The 23,182-nt window shown below is 68.6% G+C and carries 19 protein-coding genes; 7 read left to right on the top strand and 12 right to left on the bottom strand.

Features of this window, described 5'->3' with window-relative positions; all coding sequences use genetic code 11:
- Positions 1 to 5 precede the first annotated feature (5 nt).
- On the bottom strand, positions 6 to 329 hold the full coding sequence (fdxA, locus tag A5757_RS16140; RefSeq protein WP_066835852.1) for a ferredoxin: 324 nt from the start codon (positions 327 to 329) through the stop codon (positions 6 to 8).
- A 226-nt stretch (positions 330 to 555) separates the two neighbouring features.
- Positions 556 to 1,119 carry a YceI family protein gene (locus A5757_RS16135; RefSeq protein WP_066835850.1) on the bottom strand — a complete coding sequence of 188 codons (564 nt, stop codon included), beginning with the start codon at positions 1,117 to 1,119 and terminating at the stop codon, positions 556 to 558.
- Positions 1,120 to 1,318: 199 nt separating this feature from the next.
- Between A5757_RS16135 and A5757_RS16130 the strand changes: the two genes are divergently transcribed.
- On the top strand, positions 1,319 to 2,374 hold the full coding sequence (locus A5757_RS16130; RefSeq protein ID WP_066835849.1) for a hypothetical protein: 1,056 nt from the start codon (positions 1,319 to 1,321) through the stop codon (positions 2,372 to 2,374).
- 13 nt (positions 2,375 to 2,387) lie between these two features.
- On the opposite strand, the gene A5757_RS16125 is transcribed toward A5757_RS16130, so the two are convergent.
- The 4 genes from A5757_RS16125 to A5757_RS16110 form a co-directional block, all read right to left on the bottom strand.
- The gene (locus A5757_RS16125) at positions 2,388 to 4,931 is read right to left on the bottom strand and encodes a bifunctional FO biosynthesis protein CofGH (RefSeq protein WP_066835848.1); all 2,544 of its coding nucleotides are present in this window, start codon (positions 4,929 to 4,931) and stop codon (positions 2,388 to 2,390) included.
- 117 nt (positions 4,932 to 5,048) lie between these two features.
- Positions 5,049 to 5,408 carry a hypothetical protein gene (locus tag A5757_RS16120; RefSeq protein ID WP_231984016.1) on the bottom strand — a complete coding sequence of 120 codons (360 nt, stop codon included), beginning with the start codon at positions 5,406 to 5,408 and terminating at the stop codon, positions 5,049 to 5,051.
- Positions 5,409 to 5,546: 138 nt separating this feature from the next.
- Positions 5,547 to 6,401 carry an N-acetyl-1-D-myo-inositol-2-amino-2-deoxy-alpha-D-glucopyranoside deacetylase gene (gene mshB / locus A5757_RS16115; RefSeq protein ID WP_082929503.1) on the bottom strand — a complete coding sequence of 285 codons (855 nt, stop codon included), beginning with the start codon at positions 6,399 to 6,401 and terminating at the stop codon, positions 5,547 to 5,549.
- A gap of 28 nt (positions 6,402 to 6,429) precedes the next feature.
- On the bottom strand, positions 6,430 to 7,002 hold the full coding sequence (locus A5757_RS16110) for a hypothetical protein (protein WP_066835834.1): 573 nt from the start codon (positions 7,000 to 7,002) through the stop codon (positions 6,430 to 6,432).
- Between the two features lie 174 nt (positions 7,003 to 7,176).
- On the opposite strand from A5757_RS16110, the gene A5757_RS16105 reads away from it, so the two are divergent.
- Positions 7,177 to 8,223 (top strand): bifunctional 2-polyprenyl-6-hydroxyphenol methylase/3-demethylubiquinol 3-O-methyltransferase UbiG, encoded by a 1,047-nt coding sequence (locus A5757_RS16105; RefSeq protein ID WP_066835832.1) that lies wholly within the window; start codon positions 7,177 to 7,179, stop codon positions 8,221 to 8,223.
- A gap of 20 nt (positions 8,224 to 8,243) precedes the next feature.
- Here the strand turns inward: A5757_RS16105 and A5757_RS16100 are convergent, their stop codons facing one another.
- Positions 8,244 to 9,137 (bottom strand): phytanoyl-CoA dioxygenase family protein, encoded by an 894-nt coding sequence (locus A5757_RS16100; RefSeq protein WP_231984011.1) that lies wholly within the window; start codon positions 9,135 to 9,137, stop codon positions 8,244 to 8,246.
- 125 nt (positions 9,138 to 9,262) lie between these two features.
- Here A5757_RS16100 and A5757_RS16095 point away from each other — a divergent pair, with 125 nt between their 5' ends.
- Positions 9,263 to 10,306, top strand: coding sequence for a bifunctional 2-polyprenyl-6-hydroxyphenol methylase/3-demethylubiquinol 3-O-methyltransferase UbiG (locus A5757_RS16095; protein WP_066835830.1), 1,044 nt, complete (start codon positions 9,263 to 9,265; stop codon positions 10,304 to 10,306).
- Between the two features lie 3 nt (positions 10,307 to 10,309).
- On the opposite strand, the gene purU is transcribed toward A5757_RS16095, so the two are convergent.
- Both purU and A5757_RS23960 read right to left on the bottom strand, forming a co-directional pair.
- Complete coding sequence (gene purU / locus A5757_RS16090; protein WP_066835919.1) at positions 10,310 to 11,155, bottom strand: formyltetrahydrofolate deformylase; 846 nt, start codon at positions 11,153 to 11,155, stop codon at positions 10,310 to 10,312.
- 264 nt (positions 11,156 to 11,419) lie between these two features.
- Positions 11,420 to 12,877 (bottom strand): hypothetical protein, encoded by a 1,458-nt coding sequence (locus tag A5757_RS23960; protein WP_066835918.1) that lies wholly within the window; start codon positions 12,875 to 12,877, stop codon positions 11,420 to 11,422.
- A 648-nt stretch (positions 12,878 to 13,525) separates the two neighbouring features.
- Here A5757_RS23960 and A5757_RS16080 point away from each other — a divergent pair.
- Positions 13,526 to 14,692, top strand: coding sequence for a hypothetical protein (locus A5757_RS16080; RefSeq protein ID WP_066835828.1), 1,167 nt, complete (start codon positions 13,526 to 13,528; stop codon positions 14,690 to 14,692).
- 6 nt (positions 14,693 to 14,698) lie between these two features.
- Positions 14,699 to 15,976 carry a chloride channel protein gene (locus tag A5757_RS16075; RefSeq protein WP_082929490.1) on the top strand — a complete coding sequence of 426 codons (1,278 nt, stop codon included), beginning with the start codon at positions 14,699 to 14,701 and terminating at the stop codon, positions 15,974 to 15,976.
- Here the strand turns inward: A5757_RS16075 and A5757_RS16070 are convergent.
- On the bottom strand, positions 15,906 to 17,777 hold the full coding sequence (locus A5757_RS16070) for an ABC transporter family substrate-binding protein (protein ID WP_066835825.1): 1,872 nt from the start codon (positions 17,775 to 17,777) through the stop codon (positions 15,906 to 15,908). The two genes, A5757_RS16075 and A5757_RS16070, sit on opposite strands and share 71 nt — an antisense overlap.
- A gap of 20 nt (positions 17,778 to 17,797) precedes the next feature.
- Positions 17,798 to 19,699 carry a translational GTPase TypA gene (typA, locus tag A5757_RS16065; protein WP_066835823.1) on the bottom strand — a complete coding sequence of 634 codons (1,902 nt, stop codon included), beginning with the start codon at positions 19,697 to 19,699 and terminating at the stop codon, positions 17,798 to 17,800.
- Between the two features lie 137 nt (positions 19,700 to 19,836).
- Between typA and A5757_RS23450 the strand changes: the two genes are divergently transcribed.
- Positions 19,837 to 20,004, top strand: a complete 168-nt coding sequence (locus A5757_RS23450; RefSeq protein ID WP_197497355.1) for a hypothetical protein — start codon at positions 19,837 to 19,839, stop codon at positions 20,002 to 20,004.
- A gap of 39 nt (positions 20,005 to 20,043) precedes the next feature.
- Positions 20,044 to 22,791, top strand: coding sequence for a LuxR C-terminal-related transcriptional regulator (locus tag A5757_RS16060; protein ID WP_066835821.1), 2,748 nt, complete (start codon positions 20,044 to 20,046; stop codon positions 22,789 to 22,791).
- On the opposite strand, the gene A5757_RS16055 is transcribed toward A5757_RS16060, so the two are convergent.
- Positions 22,775 to 23,158: a (deoxy)nucleoside triphosphate pyrophosphohydrolase gene (locus A5757_RS16055; RefSeq protein WP_066835819.1), complete on the bottom strand. Its 384-nt coding sequence runs from the start codon at positions 23,156 to 23,158 to the stop codon at positions 22,775 to 22,777. The genes A5757_RS16060 and A5757_RS16055 overlap by 17 nt on opposite strands.
- Between the last annotated feature and the right edge of the window lie 24 nt (positions 23,159 to 23,182).

The raw sequence follows: 23,182 nt of genomic DNA, 5'->3' as shown, positions 1-23,182 counted from the left end.
AGTCGTCAGTCTTCACCCTGCGGCGGCAGATCCTTGACGACCTGCGGGTCGTTGTCGGTCTGGCCGACCTTCGACGCGCCGCCCGGGGAGCCGAGCTCGGCGAAGAAGTCCGCGTTGTGCTGGGTGTAGCCGCTCCACTGGTCGGGGACGTCGTCCTCGTAGTAGATGGCTTCGACCGGGCACACCGGTTCACACGCACCGCAGTCGACGCACTCGTCGGGGTGGATGTACAGCATGCGAGCGCCCTCGTAGATGCAGTCGACGGGGCACTCTTCAATGCACGCCTTGTCCTTGACATCGACACAGGGCTCGGCAATGACGTACGTCACCGGTTCTCCTAGGTGTTCCTCGGTCTAGCTGTCCAGTGGGCTGCTGGTACGGGTCGGGCCGCCGAGACGACGTCCACCTGTCCGCCTGGAAGTATCCCCAGACGAATTGTGGACGATCGTCTCAGTGTGCCCTAACTTCACGCGACGTCCGTTAGGGGTGCCGCGTGGTTACTGATACTAAACGTCTCACATAGAACCCGACCAGTCACCACACCGCGAACGAGGATCAAGCCTGCTTGAGCGCTTCGATCTCCAGAGTGACGGTCACCTTGTCGCCGACTACAGCGCCGCCCGTCTCGAGCGGCACGTCGATGTCGATGCCGAAGTCCTTGCGGTTGAACACCACAGTGGCCTCGAATCCGGCCACCTCTCCATGGCCCATACCGGGGTTGACGCCGTTGAACTCGAGTTCCAGCGTGACCGGCCGGGTGATGCCCTTGATCGTCAGCTCGCCGTCCAGGGCGTACCGGTCACCGTCGGGGCGGACGCCGGTCGAGGTGAACGTGGCGGTGGGGTACTTGTCGGTGTCGAAGAAGTCCGCGGCCTTGAGGTGGGCATCGCGCTGTTCGTTGCGGGTGTTCACGGAATCGACCGCGATCTCGGCGGTGACCGCGGCAGAGCCGTCTTCGGCGACGGTGATCGCACCGCTGAATTGGTCGAACGTGCCGCGCACCTTGCTGACCATCAGGTGGCGTACGGAGAAGCCGACGGTGGAGTGGATGGGGTCGATGGCCCAGGTGCCGGCGCCCAGGGTCGTTTCGGTTGCTTTCGGATGTGCAGCTGAAGTCATGGCGGTCTCCTTTGTTCGCGGCGTCGGCCCTCCCGACACACGCACATACAAACGGACTGCAGTCCGATTCCATTCCCGGCGGGCGTTCCCTCCAGGGTCGCGCCCGCACTCCGAGGACCGCCCAAATAGGATTGCTCGACTGCTCAGACGCAGCCGTCGACCCGTCGGCCGCGGGCGGCGTGACCGATAGGGAGACATCTTGCCGGGCCCAACGACGACGATCGACACGTCGAATGCGGAAGAACTCGTCAGGGCGTGCGTCGCCCACCTGTTGTCGCTGCTCGACGGGTCCGGCAGGTTCGTGTACGCGCACAGGTTCATGCATCCGGAGGAGGCGCTGAGCGGCTACAACCTCCTGCGTCACTGCGGCACCGTGTGGTTCATGTGCAAGGCGATACGCATTCTCGGGATCGAACTGAGCGCAGACGAGAAGCAACGCCTCCGTTCCGCGCTCGGATTCATCCAGGCGCTGACCAAGGAACCGACGTGGGCCGGAGAGCCGGCCCGGAGACTGTGTTTGACGTCGGACGACGTCGTCAAGCTCGGAGGCGTCGGGCTCTCGGCGCTGATGATCCGCGAATACGCAGTTCTGGAGGGGACACTCCACCAGGAGCCACTCGTGGCGCTGTATCAGGGAGGGCCGGAGACAACGCTGACAGGTCTGGAGAATTACCTGGTCAGCCAGCTCGAGGGCGATGATTTCATCCACAAGCGCACCTTCTCGACCGGGGCCGTCCATCCGTTCCGGAGCGCGTACTACACGGGCGAGGCGTTGTTCGCGCTGATGCAGTCCTCCCGACAGGTTCCCCGCATCAGGACCACAATGGAGAAACTGCTCGACGCGGACTACGGGCTGCCACAACAGAGTCACTGGATGGCGTATGCCGCGTGCGCCTCGATCAAGGTCGGCTACTGCGACGAGAAGAAGACGGGCGCGTACATCGCGCGGCTGCTGGACAGCATCATCTCAGACGAGGCCTATCGCGAGCGCCACGACTCGACGCCGATCGCGTGCCGCACCGAAGCGCTCGTGGAGATCCTTCAGACACATCAAGCGGGCAACTACCTGACGGAATGTCTGCCGCAATCGGCGGTCGACGCGGCGACGACCGCGGCAACGGAGAACTTGAACCTGCAACTCGAGCACTACGGCGCTGGGCAGTTCAAAGGGGGCCGTACGTCGGACACGGTGCAGATCGATTACATCCAACACAACGGCGCGTCGTTCCTGGGCTGGTGGGAGCTCGCGTCCTGACCGCCCCTTCGCGCTACGCCGCCAGCGGCGCGTAGGTCGTCGTGCGCTGGCGCGCCGGCCGGCCGATACCCGCGGCGATCGACACCAGTTCCGACACGCTCTTGGCCGATCCGTTCTCCGAGCCGGCCATCCGGGAGATCGTCTCCTCCATCAGCGTGCCGCCGAGGTCGTTGGCGCCACCCTGCAGCATCACCTGCGTCCGCTCGACGCCGAGCTTCACCCAGCTGGTCTGGATGTGGTCGATACGTCCGTGGAGCATGATCCGCGCGAGCGCGTGCACCGCGCGGTTGTCGCGGTGCGTCGGCCCGGGCCGGGCCCCGCCGGCGAGGTACAGCGGCGAGGATTGGTGCACGAACGGCAGCGGTACGAACTCGGTGAAACCGCCTGTGCGGTCCTGAATCTCGCGCAGGACCCGCAGGTGGCCCACCCAGTGCCGTGGCTGGTCGACGTGGCCGTACATCATCGTCGAACTCGACCGCAGTCCCACCTCGTGCGCGGTGCTGACCACCTCGATCCACATCGACGTCGGCAGCTTGCCCTTGGTCAGGATCCAGCGGACCTCGTCGTCGAGGATCTCCGCCGCGGTGCCCGGAATCGATCCCAGCCCCGCCTCGCGCAGCGCGATCAGCCACTCGCGGATCGACAACCCGCTCTTGGTGACGCCGTTGGCGATCTCCATCGGCGAGAACGCGTGCACATGCATCGACGGCACCCGCTCCTTGACCGCGCGCACCAGATCCGCGTACCCGGTCACCGGCAGTTCGGGATCGATGCCGCCCTGCATGCAGACCTCGGTCGCCCCCACCACGTGGGCCTCCCACGCGCGGTCCGCCACCTCCTCGGCGGACAGCGAGTACGCGTCAGCGTCACCCTTGCGCTGCGCGAACGCACAGAACCGGCAGCCGGTGTAGCAGATGTTCGTGAAGTTGATGTTGCGGTTCACGACGTATGTCACGTCATCGCCCACCACATCACGCCGGAGCGAATCCGCCAGGGCCGCAACGGCATCGAGGGCCGGGCCGTCCGCGGTGGCCAAAGCCAGGTACGCGTCGTCGGACAAGCCCGCGGGATCGCGTTCGGCCGCTCGCAACGCGGCGAGCACGTCGGTGTCGATGCGCTCGGGCGCCCGGGCGGCCAGCTCCTCGACCTTCTCGCGGATCGACTCCCAGTCGCCGAACGCGCTGCCGAGGTCGCTGCGTGTCTCGGTGAGCCGGCCCTCGCTGTCGATCGCCGAGTGCAGGTCGGTGCGGCCCAGCGACTGCAGCGCCTCGTCGGGTTCCTGCCACGGCCTGCCCTGCGGGTTGACGTCGAGCGCCAGCCCGTCGGGCCCGGCCAGCGCATCGACGTGACCGCGCACCCGCGGATCGATCCACGCGGCACCGGCCTGGACGTACTGCGGCTGGGCGGTCAGGCGCTGCACCAGGTCGTAGCCCGCCTCGGCGGTGACGTCGGCCAACTCGTCCAGCGCCGGCCAGGGCCGTTCGGGGTTGACGTGGTCCGGGGTCAGCGGCGACACGCCACCCCAGTCGTCGACGCCTGCGCCGATCAGCGCCAGGCACTCCTCGCGTGACACCAGGTTCGGCGGCGCCTGCACCCGCATCTTGGGCCCCAGCACCAGCCGGGTCACCGCGACCGTCGCCAGGAAGTCGTCGATCCCGGTGTCGGGCACCTCGGCCATCGCGGTGTGATCCTTGGCCCGGAAGTTCTGCACGATCACTTCCTGGACGTGGCCGAACTCCTTGTGCGACCGGCGGATCGCGTGCATCGTCTCGGCCCGCTCGGTGAGCGTCTCCCCGATCCCGACGAGCAGACCGGTGGTGAACGGGATCGACAGCCGACCGGCGTCGTCCAGCGTGCGCAACCGGACGGCGGGATCCTTGTCGGGGCTGCCGTAGTGCGCCAGACCCTTGGTCTCGAACAGTCGCCGGGAGGTGGTCTCGAGCATCATGCCCATCGACGGCGCCACCGGCTTCAGACGCGAGAGTTCCGACCAGCTCATCACGCCGGGGTTCAGATGCGGCAGCAGCCCGGTCTCCTCGAGCACCCGGATCGCCATCGCGCGTACGTAATCCAGCGTGGAGTCGTAACCGCGTTCGTCGAGCCACTGACGCGCCTCGTCCCAGCGGGCCTCCGGACGATCGCCGAGAGTGAAAAGCGCCTCTTTGCAACCGAGTTCGGCACCGCGGCGGGCAACGTCGAGGATCTCGTCGGGCTCCATGTACATGCCCTTGCCCTGTTTGCGCAGCACGCCGGGCACGGTGACGAACGTGCAGTAGTGACAGGTGTCGCGACACAGATGCGTGACGGGGATGAACACCTTGCGCGAATAGCTGACCGGCAGCCGGCCGTTCGGGCCCCGGCGCTCGGTGGCGGACAATCCGGCGTCGCGCACCCGGGCGGCGCTGGCACACAGACCGGCGAGGTCGTCGCCGCGGGCGGCCATCGCGATCGCCGCCTCGTCGACGTTGAGGGCGACACCGTCGCGGGCGCGCCGCAACACTCGGCGCAGTGCGGCCGCGCTGGGCTGATCAGAGCCGTGCTGGGGGTTCAGAGCCACTCCCGAAGAACCCCCACGTCCGCGATAATCATCCGCGTGTCTCACATCCTGGAATCACGGCCAACGGCATACCGGCCACAGTAGTCCCACGTCGGGCCGCGGGGGTGGACCCGCCCATCAGCGCCACCACAGCAGCCAGGCCGCCGGTCCGGCGCCGAGCACGAGGTAGAACAGGGCGCTGTAGGCCATCACGCCGGCGCCGCCGAAGACGATGTCGCCACCCGGTCCGCCGAGGGTCAGCACCGCCACCGTCGCCAGCCAGGCCCACAGCGGAAGCGCCGCGAGGCGCCCGGAATCGGTCCATTTGAGCGCCACCCACACCAGTGCCGCGTTCGTGGCGCCGGCGAGCAAGGCGGTCAGCGGGAACGGGATGGCGCCGATCCGCAACGGCAGGAACAGCGCGCCCAGCACCGCGACGACGACTCCGTCGACCGCCAGGAGCGCGAGGACCAGCGCGGGAACAGGACCGCGGGTCAGGTCGGGATGCTGTCGAGCAGGCCGACCAGCGAGCCCACCACCCACTGGTAGTTGTCGAAGCGGTCCTGCCAGTGCTGCAGATTGGGGTCGAGGTCCGGGTCCATCAGAGTCCCTTCGGCGTCGCTGGATGACGGGAGCCTACCCCTGCTGCCGGGGCTGAGCCAGGTCCAGTCCGGCGAGGAGGTCGTGGCGGGGGCCGGGTTCGCCGGAGACCAGCAGATAGTGCTCTTCGGCCAGGACCGGCATCGCGATGCCGTTGGACAGTGCGAAGGACCGCCCGTCCGGCGCCACCGAGATCTGGGTGGCGTGTGCACGCATCGCAGCGAGCTTGGCGCCGAGGCTGTCACCGACGTCGATGACGACGTCGATCCGGTCGTCGGGGAAGCCGAACGGCACCTCGTCGATGGTGATCCGGGTCCACCCGGCGGGCACCTCACCCAGGTGGCGGAGGCCTGCGGTCATGGCCGACGTCGACGAGACGGTCCAGAAGAATCGCGGAACCTGCCACCGCGCGGCGGTGACAGCCGCCGTGGTGACGCGGTGGGCCTGGATGTGGTCGGGGTGGCCGTATCCGCCGTCGGGGTCGTAGGTCACCACCACATGCGGACGGAATTCGTCGATGACGGTGGCCAGCACGCCCGCCGCGTCGGTCAGATCGGCGTCGGCGAAGCGCGGATGGCCCCGTGGCGGAGTGCCGGCCATACCGGAGTCGCGCCAATGGCCGGGGCCGCCGAGGAAGCGGGGTTCGTCCACGCCGAGCGCCTCGAGGGCCCGGGTGAGCTCGAGGATCCGGTATCCGCCGAGCTGATCGGCGTGGTCGACGGCGAGCTGCGCGTACCGCTCGCCGATCACCTCCCCCTCCTCGCCGAGGGTGCAGGTCACCACGCGGACGTCGGCGCCGCGGGCGACGTAGTGCGCGATGGTGCCGCCGGTGGTCAGCGTTTCGTCGTCCGGGTGCGCGTGGACCAAGAGCAGACGCGGGCGTGCCCTCACCGGCGGGACCGGCGAGGGCACGTCAACCTCACTTGCAGAGTTCGACGATCTGCTGACGCGTGGCGTCGCCCTCGCGGAGCCGCGCGGTCTGCTGCGGGTCACTGTTCGGCACGTTGGCCAGCGCGTTGACGCCGATGTCCTGGATGGTGTTGCCGAACTTACGGGCGGCCTCGGCCAAGTCGCCCGGCACCTCGGAGTCGACGCTGTTGACCAGGTACTGGCCGCCACCGATCAGGGCGAGGCGGGCATTGCCCGCCACCGCGGCCTGCGGGACCGGATCCGGGCCGAGGTTGTTGTTGGTCTGCAGCTGCACGGCCTTGGCGACGGTGTCGAAGGCGGTGCAGACGCGCTGCTTGGGGTCTCCCGGCAGAGTGGTGTCCGAGGCCGACGAGGACGAGTCCTTGCTCAGCAGGGACCAGGCCGACAGGGCGACGGCGATGACGGCCAGCGCCAGGGCCGCCGGCGCCAACCACTTCGGGGCCGGTCGCTCCACCGCGACGGGGGTTCTGCCCACCGCCGAAGAAGAGGAGGAGGACAACTTGTCCCTGCCCCCGGTCGATGCGGCGGTCTCGGTGCGGTCTGCTTCATTGGAATCCGGCATGAGGTGATGATAACCGTCACGGACAACGTCGCGCGGGCCGCGTCTCCGCTTTCCCGGGCCGGGGAATCTGTTTGCTCCAAGGTCTGTTACCCCGTTACGCGGACACGCTATGGTGAGCGGTCAGGCGAGCCGCTCGGCTTGCTTACATCGACCAGTGACGATAGAAAGAGTGCGGTGACGAATTCCCCTGTCTCGTCTGAGAATTCGAGCCCGCTCCGCGAAGCGATGGTCCGCAGGCTGCTCCGCCGCGGTGAAGCGCGCGGGGAGATCATCATTCCCGCCGTCCCCGGGATGCTCGACGAGTACGTCCAGATGTGCAGCAAGGTATTTGCCACGGTCGGCTCGCCGTTCACTCCCGAGCAGCTCGATCATTTGCGGAGCGCGCTCGAGAGCCAGCTGGTCGCGGCCTATCAGGCCACCCAGCGCTCGGACATCATCATCACCTGGCACACCCCCGTCGGGAGCGTGCTGAACTATCACATCCAGCCGCGCGCGAAGACGATCGCCGAGACGTACGACGACTGGATCGCCACCCGCCAACCTCCGCTGTTCGGAACCCAACCCGATGCCCGGGTGTGGGATCTGGCCAACGAGGCGGCGAATCCACGACAGTTCTCGATCCTCGACATCGGCGCGGGTACCGGCCGCAACGCGCTCGCCCTCGCCCGCCGCGGACACCCCGTCGACGTCGTCGAGGTGAACGAGAAGTTCGTCGACATGATCCGCAAGGAGGCGTCCCGCGAACGACTGCGGGTAGGCCTCATCCAGCGCGACGTGTTCGCCACCTCCACCGAGGATCTCGACGACGACTACGACCTGATCATCCTGTCGGAGGTGGTGCCCGAGTTCCGCACCACTGAGCAGCTGCGGACCTTGTTCCAGCTCGCCGACGACTGCCTCGCCCCGGGCGGGCGAATGGTGTTCAACGCCTTCATGGCCGCACACAACTACACGCCGGACGAGGCGGTCATCCAGCTCGGTGAGCAGATGTACACGCGCATCTTCACGTACCCCGAAATGGCCGCGGCCGCAGAGGGTTTACCGCTCGAGCAGGTCTCCGACGACTCGGTGTTCGACTACGAGAAGGCGAACCTGCCCGAGGGCGGGTGGCCTCCCACCGGCTGGTATCCGGAATGGGTGAGCGGATTGGACGTCTTCGCTCTGCCCCGCGAGCTGTGCCCGATCGACATGCGTTGGCTGGTGTACCGCAAGCAGGCGTGAGCCTGCGCTCGGCGTGCCGGTCAAAGGCTGAGCGACACTCCCGGCATGAACCGCTGGTAGAGCGAAGTGGCCACGGCCGCAACGTCGTCGGTCAGCGGATACATGTGGCGATACTGCAGGGCCTGCTTGCCGATCAGCCCGAGTCGCTCGGCGAACGTGGGGACGCGGTACGGGTCGAGCAGTGGCTGATTGAAGGGCGCGCAGTCGCCGCGCTGGAATTCGAAGGCGGCGCTGATCCGCGGGGCCGCGCCGAGGCGGCTGCCGCGTCCGCCCCAGTGCAGGACGGCCTGATTCCAGGCCAGCATGCTGCCCCCGGTGGCAGGAAGCGCGCGGATGTCCTGCGGGTTGTGCACGACGTTGTTACCCTCGCCGTCCCAACGCCGTTCGATGAACCGCGGATCCCGGTGCGCGGGGAGCACGTACATGCAGCCGTTGAGTGGCGTGGCATCGGTGAACGGCAGCCACACCGTCAGGGTCTGCGGTGAGTTGTCGTCGTAGATCGTCGGCTGCACGCGGTCGCGGTGCGGCCCCCAACCGGCCGAATCCTCGTTGGGCTTGACGTGCCACACCCAGAAGTCGGGAAGCGCTCGGTAGTCCTCGCCGAGGGCGGTGGACAGGAAACGCGAAAGACTCTGGAACGCAAGCCACAACTCGTCGTAGACGAACGCGAAGGGCAGCGGGATACCGCACTGGAACAGTGTTGACACCGCGTTGCGGACGGGTGCGATCCGGGCCTCCGGAAGGGCGTCGGCCACCTGGACGTAGCCCTCACGGTTGAGAACCGGAACCAGATCGGCGGGGTCGCCGACGGCCGCGGGTGCTGCGAATCCGTCACCCTCGATCGACATGCCGGGGCACAGCTGCCGCCAGAATTCGCGCTGTTCGGCCTGCTGAGCGGAGAGCATGGTCTGCATAGGGCCATGCTACCGCGCAAGCATCATGATCGAACCTTCGAATATCGGCCGCGAACTGCGAATTCCCGCTTCCAGCACGGCTGAACGCTGGCTATCCCGCTGCCGGTCCGGTAGAAGAAGGGGTGATGAACACGCATACCCCCGGGCCGACCACTCAGGCGCAGTTGCGCGAAGCGATGGCTCGTCGGCTGTTACGCCGCTCGGTCTCCACCGGTGAGATCAGCCTGCCGGCCGCACCGGGGATGATCGACGACTACGTCACGATGTGCGAGGACCTGTTCGCCGCGACGGGATCCCCGTTCACCCCTGAGCAGAAAGACCATCTCAGGGTCGTGCTGCAGGGTCAGTTGGATCGGGCGTTCGCGGTGTCGCCGAGGTCGAACATCGTGATCACCTTCAACTCTCCGGTCGGCACCGGGCTCAACTACAACGTCAACGGTCAGTGGTGGACAGTCGAGGGTGCCTACGAGAACTGGATCAGCACCCGTCAACCGCCCCTGTTCGGCAACCATCCGGATGCCCGCATCGTGGCGCTCGCGGGTGAAGCCGCTGATCCCACAACGCATCACGTGCTCGACATCGGAGCGGGCACCGGACGGAACGCGCTCGCGCTGGCCCGCCGAGGGCATCCGGTCGACGTCGTCGAGCTGACACCGAAATTCGCCGACATGATCCGCGCCGAGGCCGAGGCGCAGATCCTCGACGTCCGGGTGATCCAACGTGACGTCTTCGAGACGCTCGACGATCTCCGCCAGGACTACCAGATGACTCTGTTGTCGGAGGTGGTGTCGGACTTCCGGTCGGCTCAACATGTACGCGCGCTGTTCCACCTCGCCGCGCACTGCCTGGCTCCGGGCGGACGCCTGGTGTTCAACACGTTCCTGGCCAAGCCCGGTCACACCCCGGACCGCGCGGAACGTGAACTGGGACAGCAGATGTACACGAGCATCTTCACGTGGGATGAGATCAACGCGGCGGTGGCCGGTTATCCGCTGGAGTTGGTCTCCAACGACTCGGTCTACGACTACGAGAAGGCGAATCTGCCATCGGACGCCTGGCCGCCGACAAGCTGGTACGTGGACTGGACCACCGGTCGGGATGTCTTCGACGTCCCCCGTGAGGAGTGCCCGATCGAGATGCGGTGGCTGGTCTACCGAAAGAACGTCTGACCGCTAGAAGACGATCGTCTGGTTCCCGTGCCGGATGATCCGGTCCTCACAGTGCCAGGACACCGCGCGGGACAGCACCGCGCGTTCGACGTCCGCACCGAGGCGCACGAGGTCCTCGACGCCGTGCCGGTGATCCACCCGCACCACGTCCTGTTCGATGATCGGACCCTCGTCGAGATCGGCGGTCACGTAATGCGCCGTGGCACCAACGAGTTTGACGCCCCGTTCCTTCGCGCGCCGGTACGGTGCCGCGCCGATGAAGGCCGGCAGGAACGAGTGGTGGATGTTGATCAGCGGGCATCCGACCTCGTCGAGGAAGTTCGACGTGATGATCTGCATGTACCGGGCCAGCACCACCAGATCGACATTGCCACGGAGGAGATCGAGCATCCGACTCTCGGCCTCTTCGCGAATCTCCTTGCGCGCCGGGATGTGAATGAACGGCACCCCGAATGGACGCACCTGATCGGCCAGGTCGGCGTGGTTGGCGATCACCATCGCCACCGACATCTCCAGTTCTCCTCGGCGGTTGCGCCACAGCAGATCCAGGAGGCAGTGGTCTTCTTTGGACGCGAGGATCGCGACGCGCTTGGGCTTGGCGGCCTCGGTCAACCGGAAGTCGATGTCGAACTTCGTGGCGACCTCTTTGACGAACGACCGCTCCAGGTCGTCGCGGGCCGCGGCCAGGCCTGGGAGGTGAAAGATGGTGCGCTGCATGAAGGTTCCGCCGGTCTGCTGGGTGGAATGCTGATCCAGCGAAACGATGTTGGCGCCCGCGCCGGCGAGGAAGGCGCTGACGGCCGCCACCAGACCGGGGCGATCCTCACAGCGCAGCAGCAGCCGGCCCATGTCCTTGACCGGTAGCGAGGTGTGGGCGGCCGGGTTCTGACCCACGGTGCCCCCCAGGACGTTCGTATCGCTTCCGGTGGTCGGCCCCTGGTGCACTGCACTCCCCCAATATTTTTCGTCGACGCGGATCGAGCTTAACGACTGCCTAGACAGCAGAACACCGGGCCCACGGATGGACCCGGTGTTCTGAAGAGCTTTCGATGAGTCCCAGGGGTGACGGGGTTACCGCCACCCCCGGGAACTTACATCGTGTGACTCAGACGATCAGGCGTCGTCGTCGTCATCGTCGGCAGGAGCCGCACCGATGCCGTCGGCACCAGTCGCGCCAGCCTTACCAGCGGTGCCACCGGGGCCGCCCGCGGCGCCACCGGCGCCACCTGCGCCACCCTTACCGGCGGTGCCGGGGGTGCCGTCGGTGCCCGGGGTGCCCGGATCGCCGGTGCCGGTGGCGATGCCGCCCGCGCCGCCCTTACCGGCGACACCCGCGTTGCCACCCTTACCGCCTGCGCCACCGTCGCCACCGTTGCCGGCCACGCCGCCACCGGTCAGGAACGGGATGAAGCCGCCGGAGCCGGCCGCGCCACCGGTACCACCGGCGCCACCCTTGCCGCCGTCGGTGCCGGCGCCGCCGTTGCCGCCGTTGCCGCCGACGCCACCGTCGCCATCGAGGATGTTGGCGCCGCCAACACCACCGTTGCCGCCGTTGCCGCCGTTGGCGCCGTCGCCGCCGACGCCACCCTTGCCGCCAGCGCCGCCGTTGCCGCCGAAGCCGAACAGGAAGCCACCGCTACCACCGGCGCCACCAGCGGCACCCGCGGTGCCGTCACCGGCCACAGCGGTCGAGTCGGCGCCATTGCCGCCGTTGCCACCGGTACCGGCCGCAACACCAGCCACACCGGCGCCGACAGCGCCAGCGCCACCGTTGCCACCGTTGCCACCACCGGCGAGGGCGTCGCCGCCGTTGCCGCCGGCGCCACCGTTGACCAGCAGGTTGCCGGAGCCACCGTTGCCGCCGTTGCCGCCGGCCGCGCCACCGTCGGTGCCGTCAGCACCGGTCAGGGCCGGGCCGTCGATGCCGTCGGAGACGCCCTCGACCGGGTTCAGCAGATCCGGGCGCGGGTTCTCGGCGTCCAGGCCGTCACGACCCGCACCACCGACACCACCGTTGCCACCGTTGCCGAACAGGAACGAGGCGTTGCCACCGTTGCCGCCAGCGCTGGGATCGACCGCATCGCCGGTGGCGATGTCGTAGCCGCCGAAGCCGCCGTTGCCGCCGTTGCCGCCGTCACCGAAGAAGAAGCCGCCGTTGCCGCCGTTGCCGCCGGGCGTCCAGCTCTTCGTGGCCGGGTTGTACAGCGCGTTGCCGCCGTTGCCACCGTTGCCGATGAACAGGCCGCCGTTGCCACCGTTCTGGCCGGGCAGGCCATCCGCACCGTTGCCGATGAAGATATTGACGATCGGGATGGCCCCGAAGATGTCGAGGAAGCTGTTGGTGATCGAGGTGATCGGGGTCAGCAGCGCCAGCGGCGAGCCGAAGGCGTCACCGAAGAACGACAGACCACCGAGGAGGTCGCCGAACTGCTCGGGCGCCTGGACGGTGACCGGAGCGGCCTGAGCGGCCGGAGCCGCGATGAGCGCCGCGGCGGGAGCGCCGAGAACGAGGCCGGCACCACCGATGGCGGCAGCGGTCGCGATGAGCGGACGCTTGGTTGAGTTGGACATGTAGTTCATCCCCCTTACGGATGAGAGCTGCTTGATGAGCACCAGCAACGTAGCACCGGGCCTCCTTCGGACGCACCTACTTTCCGGTGCGGATCACCGAGTTACTTGCAATCGAAACTATCGCAACCTTCCTGACGCAACGAGTTTCTGAGAGACCTGAAGATTGCTGGCCCATCGGCCCCAGAAGGGGTTCAGGGGTGAAACCACAGTTCAGAGCGTTCCGATCGTGATGCGTGTGATGATGCTGTGATCTGTGTTGAGAGCGCACTGACAGCGTGTAGGCGTTGGTTCTCAGGCTGCACTCAGCTTTCAAATTCGCTTGGGTCGAATCCGAACCCCCGGTGAACGACGCAGACCCTGCCGGTGAAACGACATCCAGGCCGAATCCTGACCTTGCAGTAGCAAACCGCTCGGCGTAGGGCTCGACGCCGCGTGCACGGCGCGAGCGTGCCGAAGTTTGCAGTGTGAGCCGAATTACAGGTAAATCGCAGGTCAAGATCACGTCACTCGGAAGGCGGGCGGTCGCTGCGTCTTGGCATTTGCAAGGAGTCGCGCACCGCGGCCTGCACATCAGCACGAAACCCATAGCTTCTCAGGCTCCTATTAGGCTAAAGTTAAGCGATTCAAAGCCTCGAGGGGAAAGGCATCATGCTCCGCACCATCAGCCCGTTCCTGGTGACAGGTGTCGTGCTGGCCGGTGCCGCGACGGTGGTGGCCAACCCATTGGTGGCGGCTCCCTCCGACATCCGCGTCTCCGTATCCGATATGGCGCCCGGCGGACAGCCCCTCGACATCCTCGACCCGGTCTTCCTCGAATCGATCGGCGCGATGCGTCCGGGCTGGCCGACCGCTGTCGCCACGCTCGATGCGCTGCTGGCCGATCTCGCCGAGAACCCGACCTCGGTCAGCCCCCAGGTCCTCGCCGAGGCGCTGCAGCGGGCCGCGGAGGCCCCGCCGGCCACGGAAGACTCGCCGGGTGTCCAAGATCATGAGGCGGCCATGCGCCTCGCCACGCCGGAGACGCTCACCGACCCCACGGAGAGCGCCGTGGTGGTCATGCGCACGCTGGCCAACCTCAGCAGCGGCATCAACGAGGCCGCGGGCACGCTGGTCCAGCAGGTGACCATGACGCCGGCGCTCATCCTCGCGCTCACCGAGCAGGTGATCAGCGGCGAGTTGACGCCGGTTGAGGCGCTGCGCCGCCTCATCAACGCGCCGTTCGGCGGACAAGCCGTCATCACCGGCGACGAGCGGATCGACGCAGCGTTCCAGAACACCATCCTGCAGCCGATCCTCGACGCGTTGAACTCCAACGCCAACACACCCGTCAGGACGGGCACCGACGAGCGGAAGTCCGGCGTCACCGGCGGTACCTCCACGGACACCTCTATCTCTGCCGCGCAGGACCGCTCCTCCCTCGATCGCGGGTCGTCGAGCTCGCCCAGCACCGCGGCACGTCAGACAGCGACGGCCGCCGCCCCGCAGCGCCCGACAGTGCAGCAGGATCGCGGACCGGCCGATTCGGCACCGTCCACATCGGCGCCGGCACCGGGCACACCGGGCTCACCGGCCTTCGAATCCGATACGACCGGTGGCATCCGGCAGCAGATCCGCGACGTGTTCGAACAGCTCGGCGACACTGTCAAGCGCCTCACCGGGCAGGACGACAACGAACAGCGCGTCGAGCGGCCCCCCGCCGTCCAGCAGCCGACCCGCGGCACCGACACGGACACCGATACCGGTGCCGGCACCGACGACAGCGGCTCGAACGACGACGACGCAAACGACGCACCCACCAGCGGGGTCGGCCGCTAGGCGCAGATGAGCCGGAGAAACCTGGAGTTCTCCTGCGCCGTCCTTCTGATCGGCCTGCTCGCCGGCCTCGCCGGCATGGCGACCACCCTGCTCCTGCACGCCGTCGAACACCTTTCCTACGCGTACACCTTCGGGACGCTGCTCGACGGCGTCACCGGCAGTAGTCCCGTCCGGCGCGCACTCGCACCGACGATCGGTGGTGCGCTCGCCGGTCTCGGCTGGTGGCTGCTGCGCCGACGCACGGAGGTGCCGGAACTGGCCGGGACCATCGCGGAGCACCGCCCGATCCCACGGTTGGCGATGTCGATCGACGCCCTCCTCCAGGTGCTGGTCGTCGGATCCGGCGCGTCACTCGGCCGGGAGGGCGCCCCGCGCCAGCTCGCGGCCGCGGGAGGCGACGCCGCCACCTCCCGCCTCGCCCTCACCCCGCGCGACCGTGAAATCCTGCTGGCGTGCGCCGCGGGCGCCGGGCTTGCGGCCGTGTACAGCGTTCCGTTGGGCGGTGCGCTGTTCGCCTCGAAGATCATGTTGAACACCTGGCAGCCGCGGGCGCTGGGGACCGCGCTGATCACCTCGAGCCTCGCCGTGGCGGTGGCGGCCCCCGTCACGCGGCTCGAGACACCGCTGGACTGGCCCGATCCGTCGCTGTCGGCGCTGCTGACGGTCCTCGCCGTGCTACTCGCCCCGCTTGCGGTCGCCGTCGGCGCGGCGTTCCACCGGCTGATGACCTCTGCCCGGCCCGCACGCGCGGTGACGTCGTGGACCGTCATCCCGGGCGTCGCGGCAGCCGGACTGCTCGTGGGGATCTGCTCCCTGTGGTGGCCGGAACTGCCCGGCAACGGCAAGAGCGTCCTCGAGGTCAGCATGGACAGCGGGATCGGCCTGGGATCCGCCGCCGCGATCCTGTTGCTCAAGCCGCTGCTGACTGCGGTCTATCTGAGGGCCGGAGCCGTCGGCGGCCTGCTGACCCCGGCGTTGGCGACCGGGGCCGCAGCGGGTTCGCTCATCGCGCTGGCGATCAACACATGGACCGAGCAGTCCGTCAATGTCCCCGCGGTGTCATTGCTGTGCGCAGCCGGCGTCCTGGCGATCACGCAACGCGCGCCGCTGTGGGCCGCGTTCTTCGTGTGGGAGTTGGCGCGGCCGCCCTGGTGGCTGCTGATCGTCTTCATGATCGGAGCTGTCGCGGCGTACTGGCTTCACCGGGTTGTGATCACTGGGGCGACTTCACCCAGCCGCCGGCGTCCCCGACGATCCCGACCGGCACCGCACCGGAGAGATTGACGTTTCGGACGCTGGGGCCTGCGGCGACGATCGTGGTGTCCTGCAGGATCGGCAGCACCGTCGCCATGTTCCACAGCCGCGGTTCGACCGCGTCGATCACCTCGCCGATCGGCTCCGTGCCGTCCAGCGCGGCGTCGATCTTGGGCTGGATGCTGCGGTCGCAGATACCGGTGATGTTGCTCGGCGCCTGCACGAGCGCCCCCGAGTCCGGTTCGGCGGTCGCGCTCGGCGGGGTGGTGGTCGGGGGCGGCGGAAGCGTGGGGCTGGCCGGGGTGGGCGTGACTGACGTGCTGGTTGTCGGCTCGCCGTCGGGCGACGGACTGGCCGGCGCGGTCGCGACCGGGGTGGCCTCCAGCGCCGGGCAGCCGTACCGGGAAGCCAGCGCGGTCGCGAGGTCTCCCCCGGCGTGATGCCAGCCGACGACGGCGTCGACCCGGTTCTCGACGAGCGCCTCGCCGTAGAGCGTCACCGGGTCCAGCGCCAGCACCGAGGCGTCGATACCCACGTTGCGCAACTGGTCGGCGGCGGTGTTGGCGACGGCCACCGAGGTGGGGTCGTTCGCGGCGACTCCGAGCACCAGCGTCAGTGGCACACCGTCCTTGCTGATCGGCCCGCGGCTGGACCCGGTTTCGGGCGCCGGACTCTCCGCCGGCCGGTATCCGGCCTCGGCGAGTAGCGCGAGCGCCGCCTCGGTGCCGATGGCCGGCGGTGCGGTCGGGACGTATCCGGGGTCCGACGGTGACCGCACCTGCGCCTGCGCGAGGGTGACGGTGTTGTCGTCCCCCGCGCCCACCGACGCCAGCAGATCCACGTCGAGCAGTCCCAGGATCGCCTTGCGGACCGAGGTGTCCGACAGTTTGGGTAACTGACCGCGCAACGTCACCTGCAGCACCCTCGGCGTCACGATCCGGGCTGTCCGCACATCCGGGATGGCGCTGAGCTGGGCGAACGTCGCCGCACCGCCGTGCACCTGGGCGACCTGGGTGTCGCCGTTGCGGATCGAGTCGGCCAGCGCCGCGGGCGCGCCGCCGCGGCGGAACAGCACCAGATCCGGTGTGGCGGGCACGCTCCAGTAGCGGTCGTTGCGGGCCAGCAGGATCTCGTCGCGCTGCGGGTCGATGCTCTCCACCCGGAACTGCCCGCCGGTCACAGGCATCGCCTGCGCCAGACCCGCCCCGAATCCGCCAGGCACGTCCTTGACGATGTGGGCGGGCAGGATGTTGTTGAACAGCTCCCGCCAGGCCGGATACGGCTGCGCGAAGGTAACGACGACCTGTTTGGCGCCCTCCACCGACTGCACGCCCGTGATCAGGTCGTAGCCGGCGGGATCCACCACGCCGGGCTGGCTGACCATCTGCCGCCACAGGTACCAGTAGTCGTCGGCGCCGATCGGTGCGTTGTCCGTCCACTGCGCCTCGGGCCGGATCGTATAGGTGACCGTGAACGGATTCTCGTCGGTCACCTCGGCGGAGGTGAGCAGCGTCGGATCGAGCTCCCAGCGCGATCCCGTCGGCGACGCCGGATCCGGCACCGGACGGAACGAACTGGGCAGCACCAGCGCAGCGATGGCGGCGTTCACCGGCGACTGATCCGACAGCAGGTGCGGGTTGAAACCCGGACCGATCGAGTCGATCGCCACAATGATCTGCGTCGCTTTGACCGGAGGCGGCGGCGTGGACTCCGTGGTCTCAGTGCTCTGCGGGGCGGGCGGCGGGCTGACCGTACAGCCGCTCAGCACCAGCGCCGGGACCGAGAGGAGCGCCCCGACCAGCACGGCGGCGCGGCGGGAACGGATCGGCACGTGGTTCAGCCTATCGGCCGTTATCCACGCGCCTTCGCCCGTGAGCGGGCGCGGCCGCGCAGCGTCGCGTCCAACTCGACCTTGCGGACCCGCACGATCTCCGGGGTGACCTCCACGCATTCGTCCTCGGCGCAGAACTCCATCGCCTGCTCCAGCCCCAGCTCCAGCGGCCGGGCCAGCGTCTCCATGACGTCCGCGGTCGAGGACCGCATGTTGGTGAGCTTCTTCTCGCGGGTCACGTTCACGTCGAGGTCCTCGGCGCGCGGGTTGATCCCGACGACCTGACCCTCGTAGGTGTCCTGGCCGGGTTCGACGAAGAACTGACCGCGGTCGGAGAGCTGGATCATGGCGAACGGCGTCACCGATCCGGTGCGGTCGGACACCAGAGAGCCGGTGTGCCGGGCCCGGATCTCGCCGGCCCAGGGGCGGTATCCGTCGAACACCGCGTTGGCGATACCGGTGCCGCGGGTCAGCGTCAGGAAGTCGGTGCGGAACCCGATGAGCCCGCGGCTGGGCACGATGAAGTCCATCCGCACCCATCCGGCGGCGTGGTTGGTCATCTCCTCCATACGACCCTTGCGCGCCGCCATCAGCTGAGTGATGGCCCCGACGAACTCCTCGGGACAGTCGATGGTCATGGCCTCGAAGGGTTCGTGCAGCTTGCCGTCGATCGTGCGGGTGACGACCTGCGGCTTGCCGACCGTCAGCTCGAAGCCTTCGCGGCGCATCTGCTCGACGAGCACGGCCAGCGCGAGCTCACCGCGGCCCTGGACCTCCCAGGCATCCGGGCGGCCGATGTCGACGACCTTGATCGACACGTTGCCGATCAGCTCGCGGTCCAACCGGTCGCGGACCATGCGGGCGGTCAGCTTGTGGCCGGACACCTTGCCGGCCAGCGGGGAGGTGTTGGTGCCGATGGTCACCGAAATGGCCGGCTCGTCGACGGTGATGCGCGGCAGGGCATGCGCGTGCTCGGGGTCGGCGAGGGTGTCGCCGATCATGATCTCCGGTAGACCCGCCACCGCGACGATGTCACCGGCGACGGCCTCGTCGGTCGGGTTGCGCTCGACGCCGACGGTGGCCAACAGTTCGGTGATCTTGGCATTCGTCACCACCGGCACGCCGTCGACCTCACGCATCCACGCCACCTGCTGGCCCTTGCGCAGCCGTCCGTTGTAGATGCGGATGAGGGCGAGCCGGCCCAGGAACGCCGACGCGTCGAGGTTCGTCACCAGCGCCTGCAGCGGGGCGTCGGGGTCGCCGGTGGGCGGCGGGATGTGCTCCAGGAGCACGTCGAAGAGCGGGTCGAGGTTCTCGCCGTCGGGGTTCTCCCCGTTGGCGGGCTGCTCGGTACTGGCGATGCCCGCGCGACCCGACGCGTACAGCGTCGGCAGGTCGAGTGCCTTCTCGGCGGCTGCCTGCGCCTCGTCGTCGAGGTCGGAGGCGACGTCGAGCAGCAGATCATGGCTCTCGGAGACGACCTCGGCGATCCGGGCGTCCGGACGGTCGGTCTTGTTGACCACCAGGATCACCGGCAGATGCGCGGCGAGAGCCTTGCGCAGCACGAAGCGGGTCTGGGGCAGCGGCCCCTCGGACGCGTCGACGAGAAGGACCACACCGTCGACCATCGACAGCCCGCGCTCCACCTCGCCGCCGAAGTCGGCGTGGCCGGGGGTGTCGATCACGTTGATGACGGTCTTGCGGCCGTCGGGGTGGTGGCGGTGCACGGCCGTGTTCTTGGCCAGGATCGTGATGCCCTTTTCTTTTTCCAGGTCACCGGAGTCCATGAGCCGCTCGACGGCGTCGTCACCCCGATGGGTCAGCGCACCGGACTGCCGCAGCATCGCATCGACCAGGGTCGTCTTACCGTGATCGACGTGGGCCACAATGGCCACGTTGCGAAAGTCGTTTTGAAAATCCACGTCCGTAAGTGTTGCAGTGCAGTTGACCGATCGCGAAATGCAGCAACGTACGCCACACTCCGAGAGGTCGCTCACCGCCGCCGACGTGGCACAGTGTTAGCGCCCCCGAACGCCGACGGAGAACACCGCCACCCGACGTGAAGACCACCGACTACGCCAAGATCAAGGCGAAGAAGAAGTGCTGCCGCAGCAAGCCGCGGTGCAAACGTTGCCCACTCGTCCTACACAAGGTGCTCAAGGCCGAACACCAGGGCATTCGGGGTAAAGATCTCGACAAGGTCTTCAAGCGCGCACGTAAAGCCTGATCGACGACGCGGGTCGTCGCCCGGTGCCATGATGACGACGTGGTGGGGGTCGGGGAGGCCGCGCTCCCGGGGGCGCTCGAGCAGTTTCTCGCGCGAGCGTCGGCGGGGCCCGCGGCGCTCGTGGTCGGCGGCGAAGCAGGAATCGGCAAGACGACGCTGTGGTCGACTGCCGTCGATCGCGCACGCGATGCCGGGTTTCTGGTGTTGGCGTCGCGGGGCACGGCCGCGGAGGCGGTCCGGGGCTACGCCGCAGTCGCCGATCTGCTCGCCGGGGTGAGCGAAGAGGCGCTCGCCGAACTTCCGCCGATCCAGCGGTTGGCGTTGGATCGGGTGCTGCTCCGCGACGGGGACCGGGCCGGCGCCACCGACCAGTACGTGGTCGCGGCGACCTTCCGGGGCGTGGTCGAGGCGCTGGCGCGGACCGAGCCGGTCCTCATCGCCATCGACGATGCGCAGTGGCTCGATTCACCGAGCCGCACCGTGGTGGCGTTCACGGCGCGGCGGCTGGCCGGCCGGATCGGCGTCCTCGCGACGGTCCGCACCGGCGATACGGTCGCTTCGGTGGACTGGCTGCAGCTGCCACGGCCGGAGTTGTTGGCGCACATCGAGGTCGGACCGATGGATGCGGCCGCACTGCGGTCCGTCATCGAATCCCGGACGGGGCATACGCTTCCGCGCTCGGTCGTGGCCCACATCCACCGGATCGCGGGCGGTAATCCGTTCTACGCGCTGGAACTCGCGCGCCCGGTGATCGCCACGGCACCGGATTACATTGTCGGGCTTCCTGATTCGCTGTCCTGCCTCATCGACGATCGCCTCGATGGGCTACCGTCCGAGACCGCGGATGCGCTGCTGACGGCCGCCTGCTCGGCCGCGCCGACGGTAGAGCAGGTGGCCGCGGCGTTGGGCGTCAGCGGAGAGGATGTCGCGGCGGCGCTGGCGCCGGCGGAAGCTCGAGGTGTCGTCCGATTGGACGGATTGCGAGTGCAATTCGCCCATCCTCTGCTGGCACACGGGGTGTACACACGCGCCGATGCCGATCGGCGGCGCGCCACTCATCGCAGGCTCGCGGAGTTCGCCCGGGTGCCGGAGGTGCGGGCCCGCCATCTGTGTCTGGGGACCGCGGCGCCCGACGAGGCGACGCTGCGCGCCCTCGATTCGGCGGCGGATGCGGCGTCCGCGCGCGGCGCGCCCAGTGTCGCGGCGGAACTGCTCGACATGGCCATCGCGTTGGGTGGCAGCGATCCCGTCCGAGAACTGCGCGCCGCCGAACAGCTGTTCCGGTCCGGTGCGCACGCCGACGCGGGCCTCCGTCTCGATCGCCTGCTCCCCGACCTGCAGGCCGGCGTGCTGCGCGCCGTGGCATTGATGCTGCGCGGGGCCGTGCACGGGTACGGCGACAGCATCGGCGATGCAGTCGCGGCCCTCACCGAAGCCGTGGCGAACGCCGCCGACCATCCGCCGCTGTTGGTGCAGAGCCAACTGCTGCTCGCGCTGGCCGTGGGCCTCACCGGGGACATGACCGCCTCCGTCGCGCACGCGCGCGCGGCATATGAGAATGCGACGCCGCTCGACGATCCGACCGTCCTCAGCCAGGCGGCGGCGCTGTGGTGCCATGTCAGTTTCATGCACGGATACGGCCTCGACCGCGACACCTTGCAACTGGCGGCCGACGCCGAGAATCACGACGTGCTCGCGCCGGTGACGCTGCAGGCCACGGCGGTGCAAGCCGCTCTGCGGGCCTGGAGCGGTGAACTGGTGCAGGCGCACACCGAGATGGCGGCGGTGGAACAGCGCTGCGCCGAGCGCGGCAACGACGTCGACGCGATCTGGGCGGCCGACTTCATGACGATGATCGAGCTGTGGCTGGGTCGCTACGACGATGCAGCGGAAGCCGCCGACCGGGTTCGGGCCCGCGCCGAGGAGGTCGGCGTCCGCCACAGCCGTATCACAGCGCTGATCTGTCAGGCGGCTGTTGCCGCGCACCGCGGTCGGGCGGACGAGGCGCGCGGCGCCGCACGTGCCGGCATCGCGGCCGCACGGGCGAGTGGGCATCTGCACTACCTCAACGCGGCGATCACGTGGCTGGCCGCCGTCGACGTGGCGCAGGGCCGGCACCGCGCCGCCGTCGCCGAATTGCAGCCGCTGCTGGCCGATTTCGACGCCGATCACGGCACCGAGATCGTCGTCGGCGGGTTCCTCCCGGACGCCGTCGAGGCTCTGATCGCGACGAACGATCATCAGCGGGCCGAAGCGCTGATCTCGGCGTTGGAGACGAACGGCGAGCGGCACGACCGCCCGTGGATGTCGGGCGCCGGCGCGCGTGGGCGCGCGCACCTCCGTTGGGCTCAGGGAGATCTCGACGGCGCGCAGCGCGCAGCGGAGCAGGCGCTGGACCATCACGAGCGGCTCCCCATGCCGGCCGAACGCGCCCGCACACTGCTGCTGCTCGGCCAGATTCAGCGGCGCCACCGACAGCGAAGCGCTGCGACCGAGAACCTGACCGCGGCGGTGCGCGTGTTCACCGACCTGGGCAGTGAACTCTGGGCGCAGCGCGCGCTCACGGAGTTGCAGCGCCTGCAGTACGGCTCGAGGTACGGGGGTCAACTCACCCCGACCGAAGCACGCGTGGCGCGGTTGGCCGCCGACGGCCTGTCCAACCGGGAGATCGCCGCCGAGCTGTTCCTCGCGGTGAAGACCGTGGAGATGACACTGTCCCGCGTCTACCGGAAACTGTCGGTGCGCTCGCGTTCCCAACTTCACGGCGCTCTCAAAGGCGGCGACTGAGCGCCGGCAGCCACGCGCGGTCCGCCGGCACCCACGCCAGGCCGTCGAGTTCGCCGGCCGTCGCCCACCGCAACTGCCGGTGGTCGATCGGCTTCACCTCTCCCCCGGTGCGCGTCACCAGATACGCGCGCAGCACCACATTCTCGGCCAGCGGGATGTCGGGTTCGAGGCGTTCTCCGACGGTCACCTCGATGCCGAGCTCCTCGTGCAGTTCGCGCACCAGCGCGTCGGCGTCGGGTTCACCGGGCATCGCCTTGCCGCCGGGCAGTTCCCAGAGCCCGGCCAGTTCCGGCGGCCGGTCCCGCTGGGCCACGAGCAGCGCTGAATCCTCGATCAGCGCACCGGCAACGACGATTCGGACAGACATCGTCGGTGACGGTATACCGTCGAG

It is taken from the genome of Mycobacterium sp. 852013-51886_SCH5428379 (genome assembly GCF_001665575.1).
In the GTDB taxonomy this organism is placed as follows: domain Bacteria; phylum Actinomycetota; class Actinomycetes; order Mycobacteriales; family Mycobacteriaceae; genus Mycobacterium.
Note: the sequence above shows the minus strand (reverse complement) of the source record. Positions and strands in the feature narration are given on the sequence as shown.

Excerpts from the sequence above, each read along its gene's own strand:
- A5757_RS16135 (WP_066835850.1), bottom strand. The coding sequence starts at position 1,119 with ATGACTTCAGCTGCACATCCGAAAGCAACCGAAACGACCCTGGGCGCC.
- A5757_RS16110 (WP_066835834.1), bottom strand. The coding sequence starts at position 7,002 with ATGCCGGATTCCAATGAAGCAGACCGCACCGAGACCGCCGCATCGACC.
- A5757_RS16100 (WP_231984011.1), bottom strand. The coding sequence starts at position 9,137 with ATGCAGACCATGCTCTCCGCTCAGCAGGCCGAACAGCGCGAATTCTGG.
- A5757_RS16095 (WP_066835830.1), top strand. The coding sequence starts at position 9,263 with ATGAACACGCATACCCCCGGGCCGACCACTCAGGCGCAGTTGCGCGAA.
- purU (WP_066835919.1), bottom strand. The coding sequence starts at position 11,155 with ATGGGCCGGCTGCTGCTGCGCTGTGAGGATCGCCCCGGTCTGGTGGCG.
- A5757_RS23960 (WP_066835918.1), bottom strand. The coding sequence starts at position 12,877 with ATGTCCAACTCAACCAAGCGTCCGCTCATCGCGACCGCTGCCGCCATC.
- A5757_RS16080 (WP_066835828.1), top strand. The coding sequence starts at position 13,526 with ATGCTCCGCACCATCAGCCCGTTCCTGGTGACAGGTGTCGTGCTGGCC.
- A5757_RS16075 (WP_082929490.1), top strand. The coding sequence starts at position 14,699 with ATGAGCCGGAGAAACCTGGAGTTCTCCTGCGCCGTCCTTCTGATCGGC.
- A5757_RS16055 (WP_066835819.1), bottom strand. The coding sequence starts at position 23,158 with ATGTCTGTCCGAATCGTCGTTGCCGGTGCGCTGATCGAGGATTCAGCG.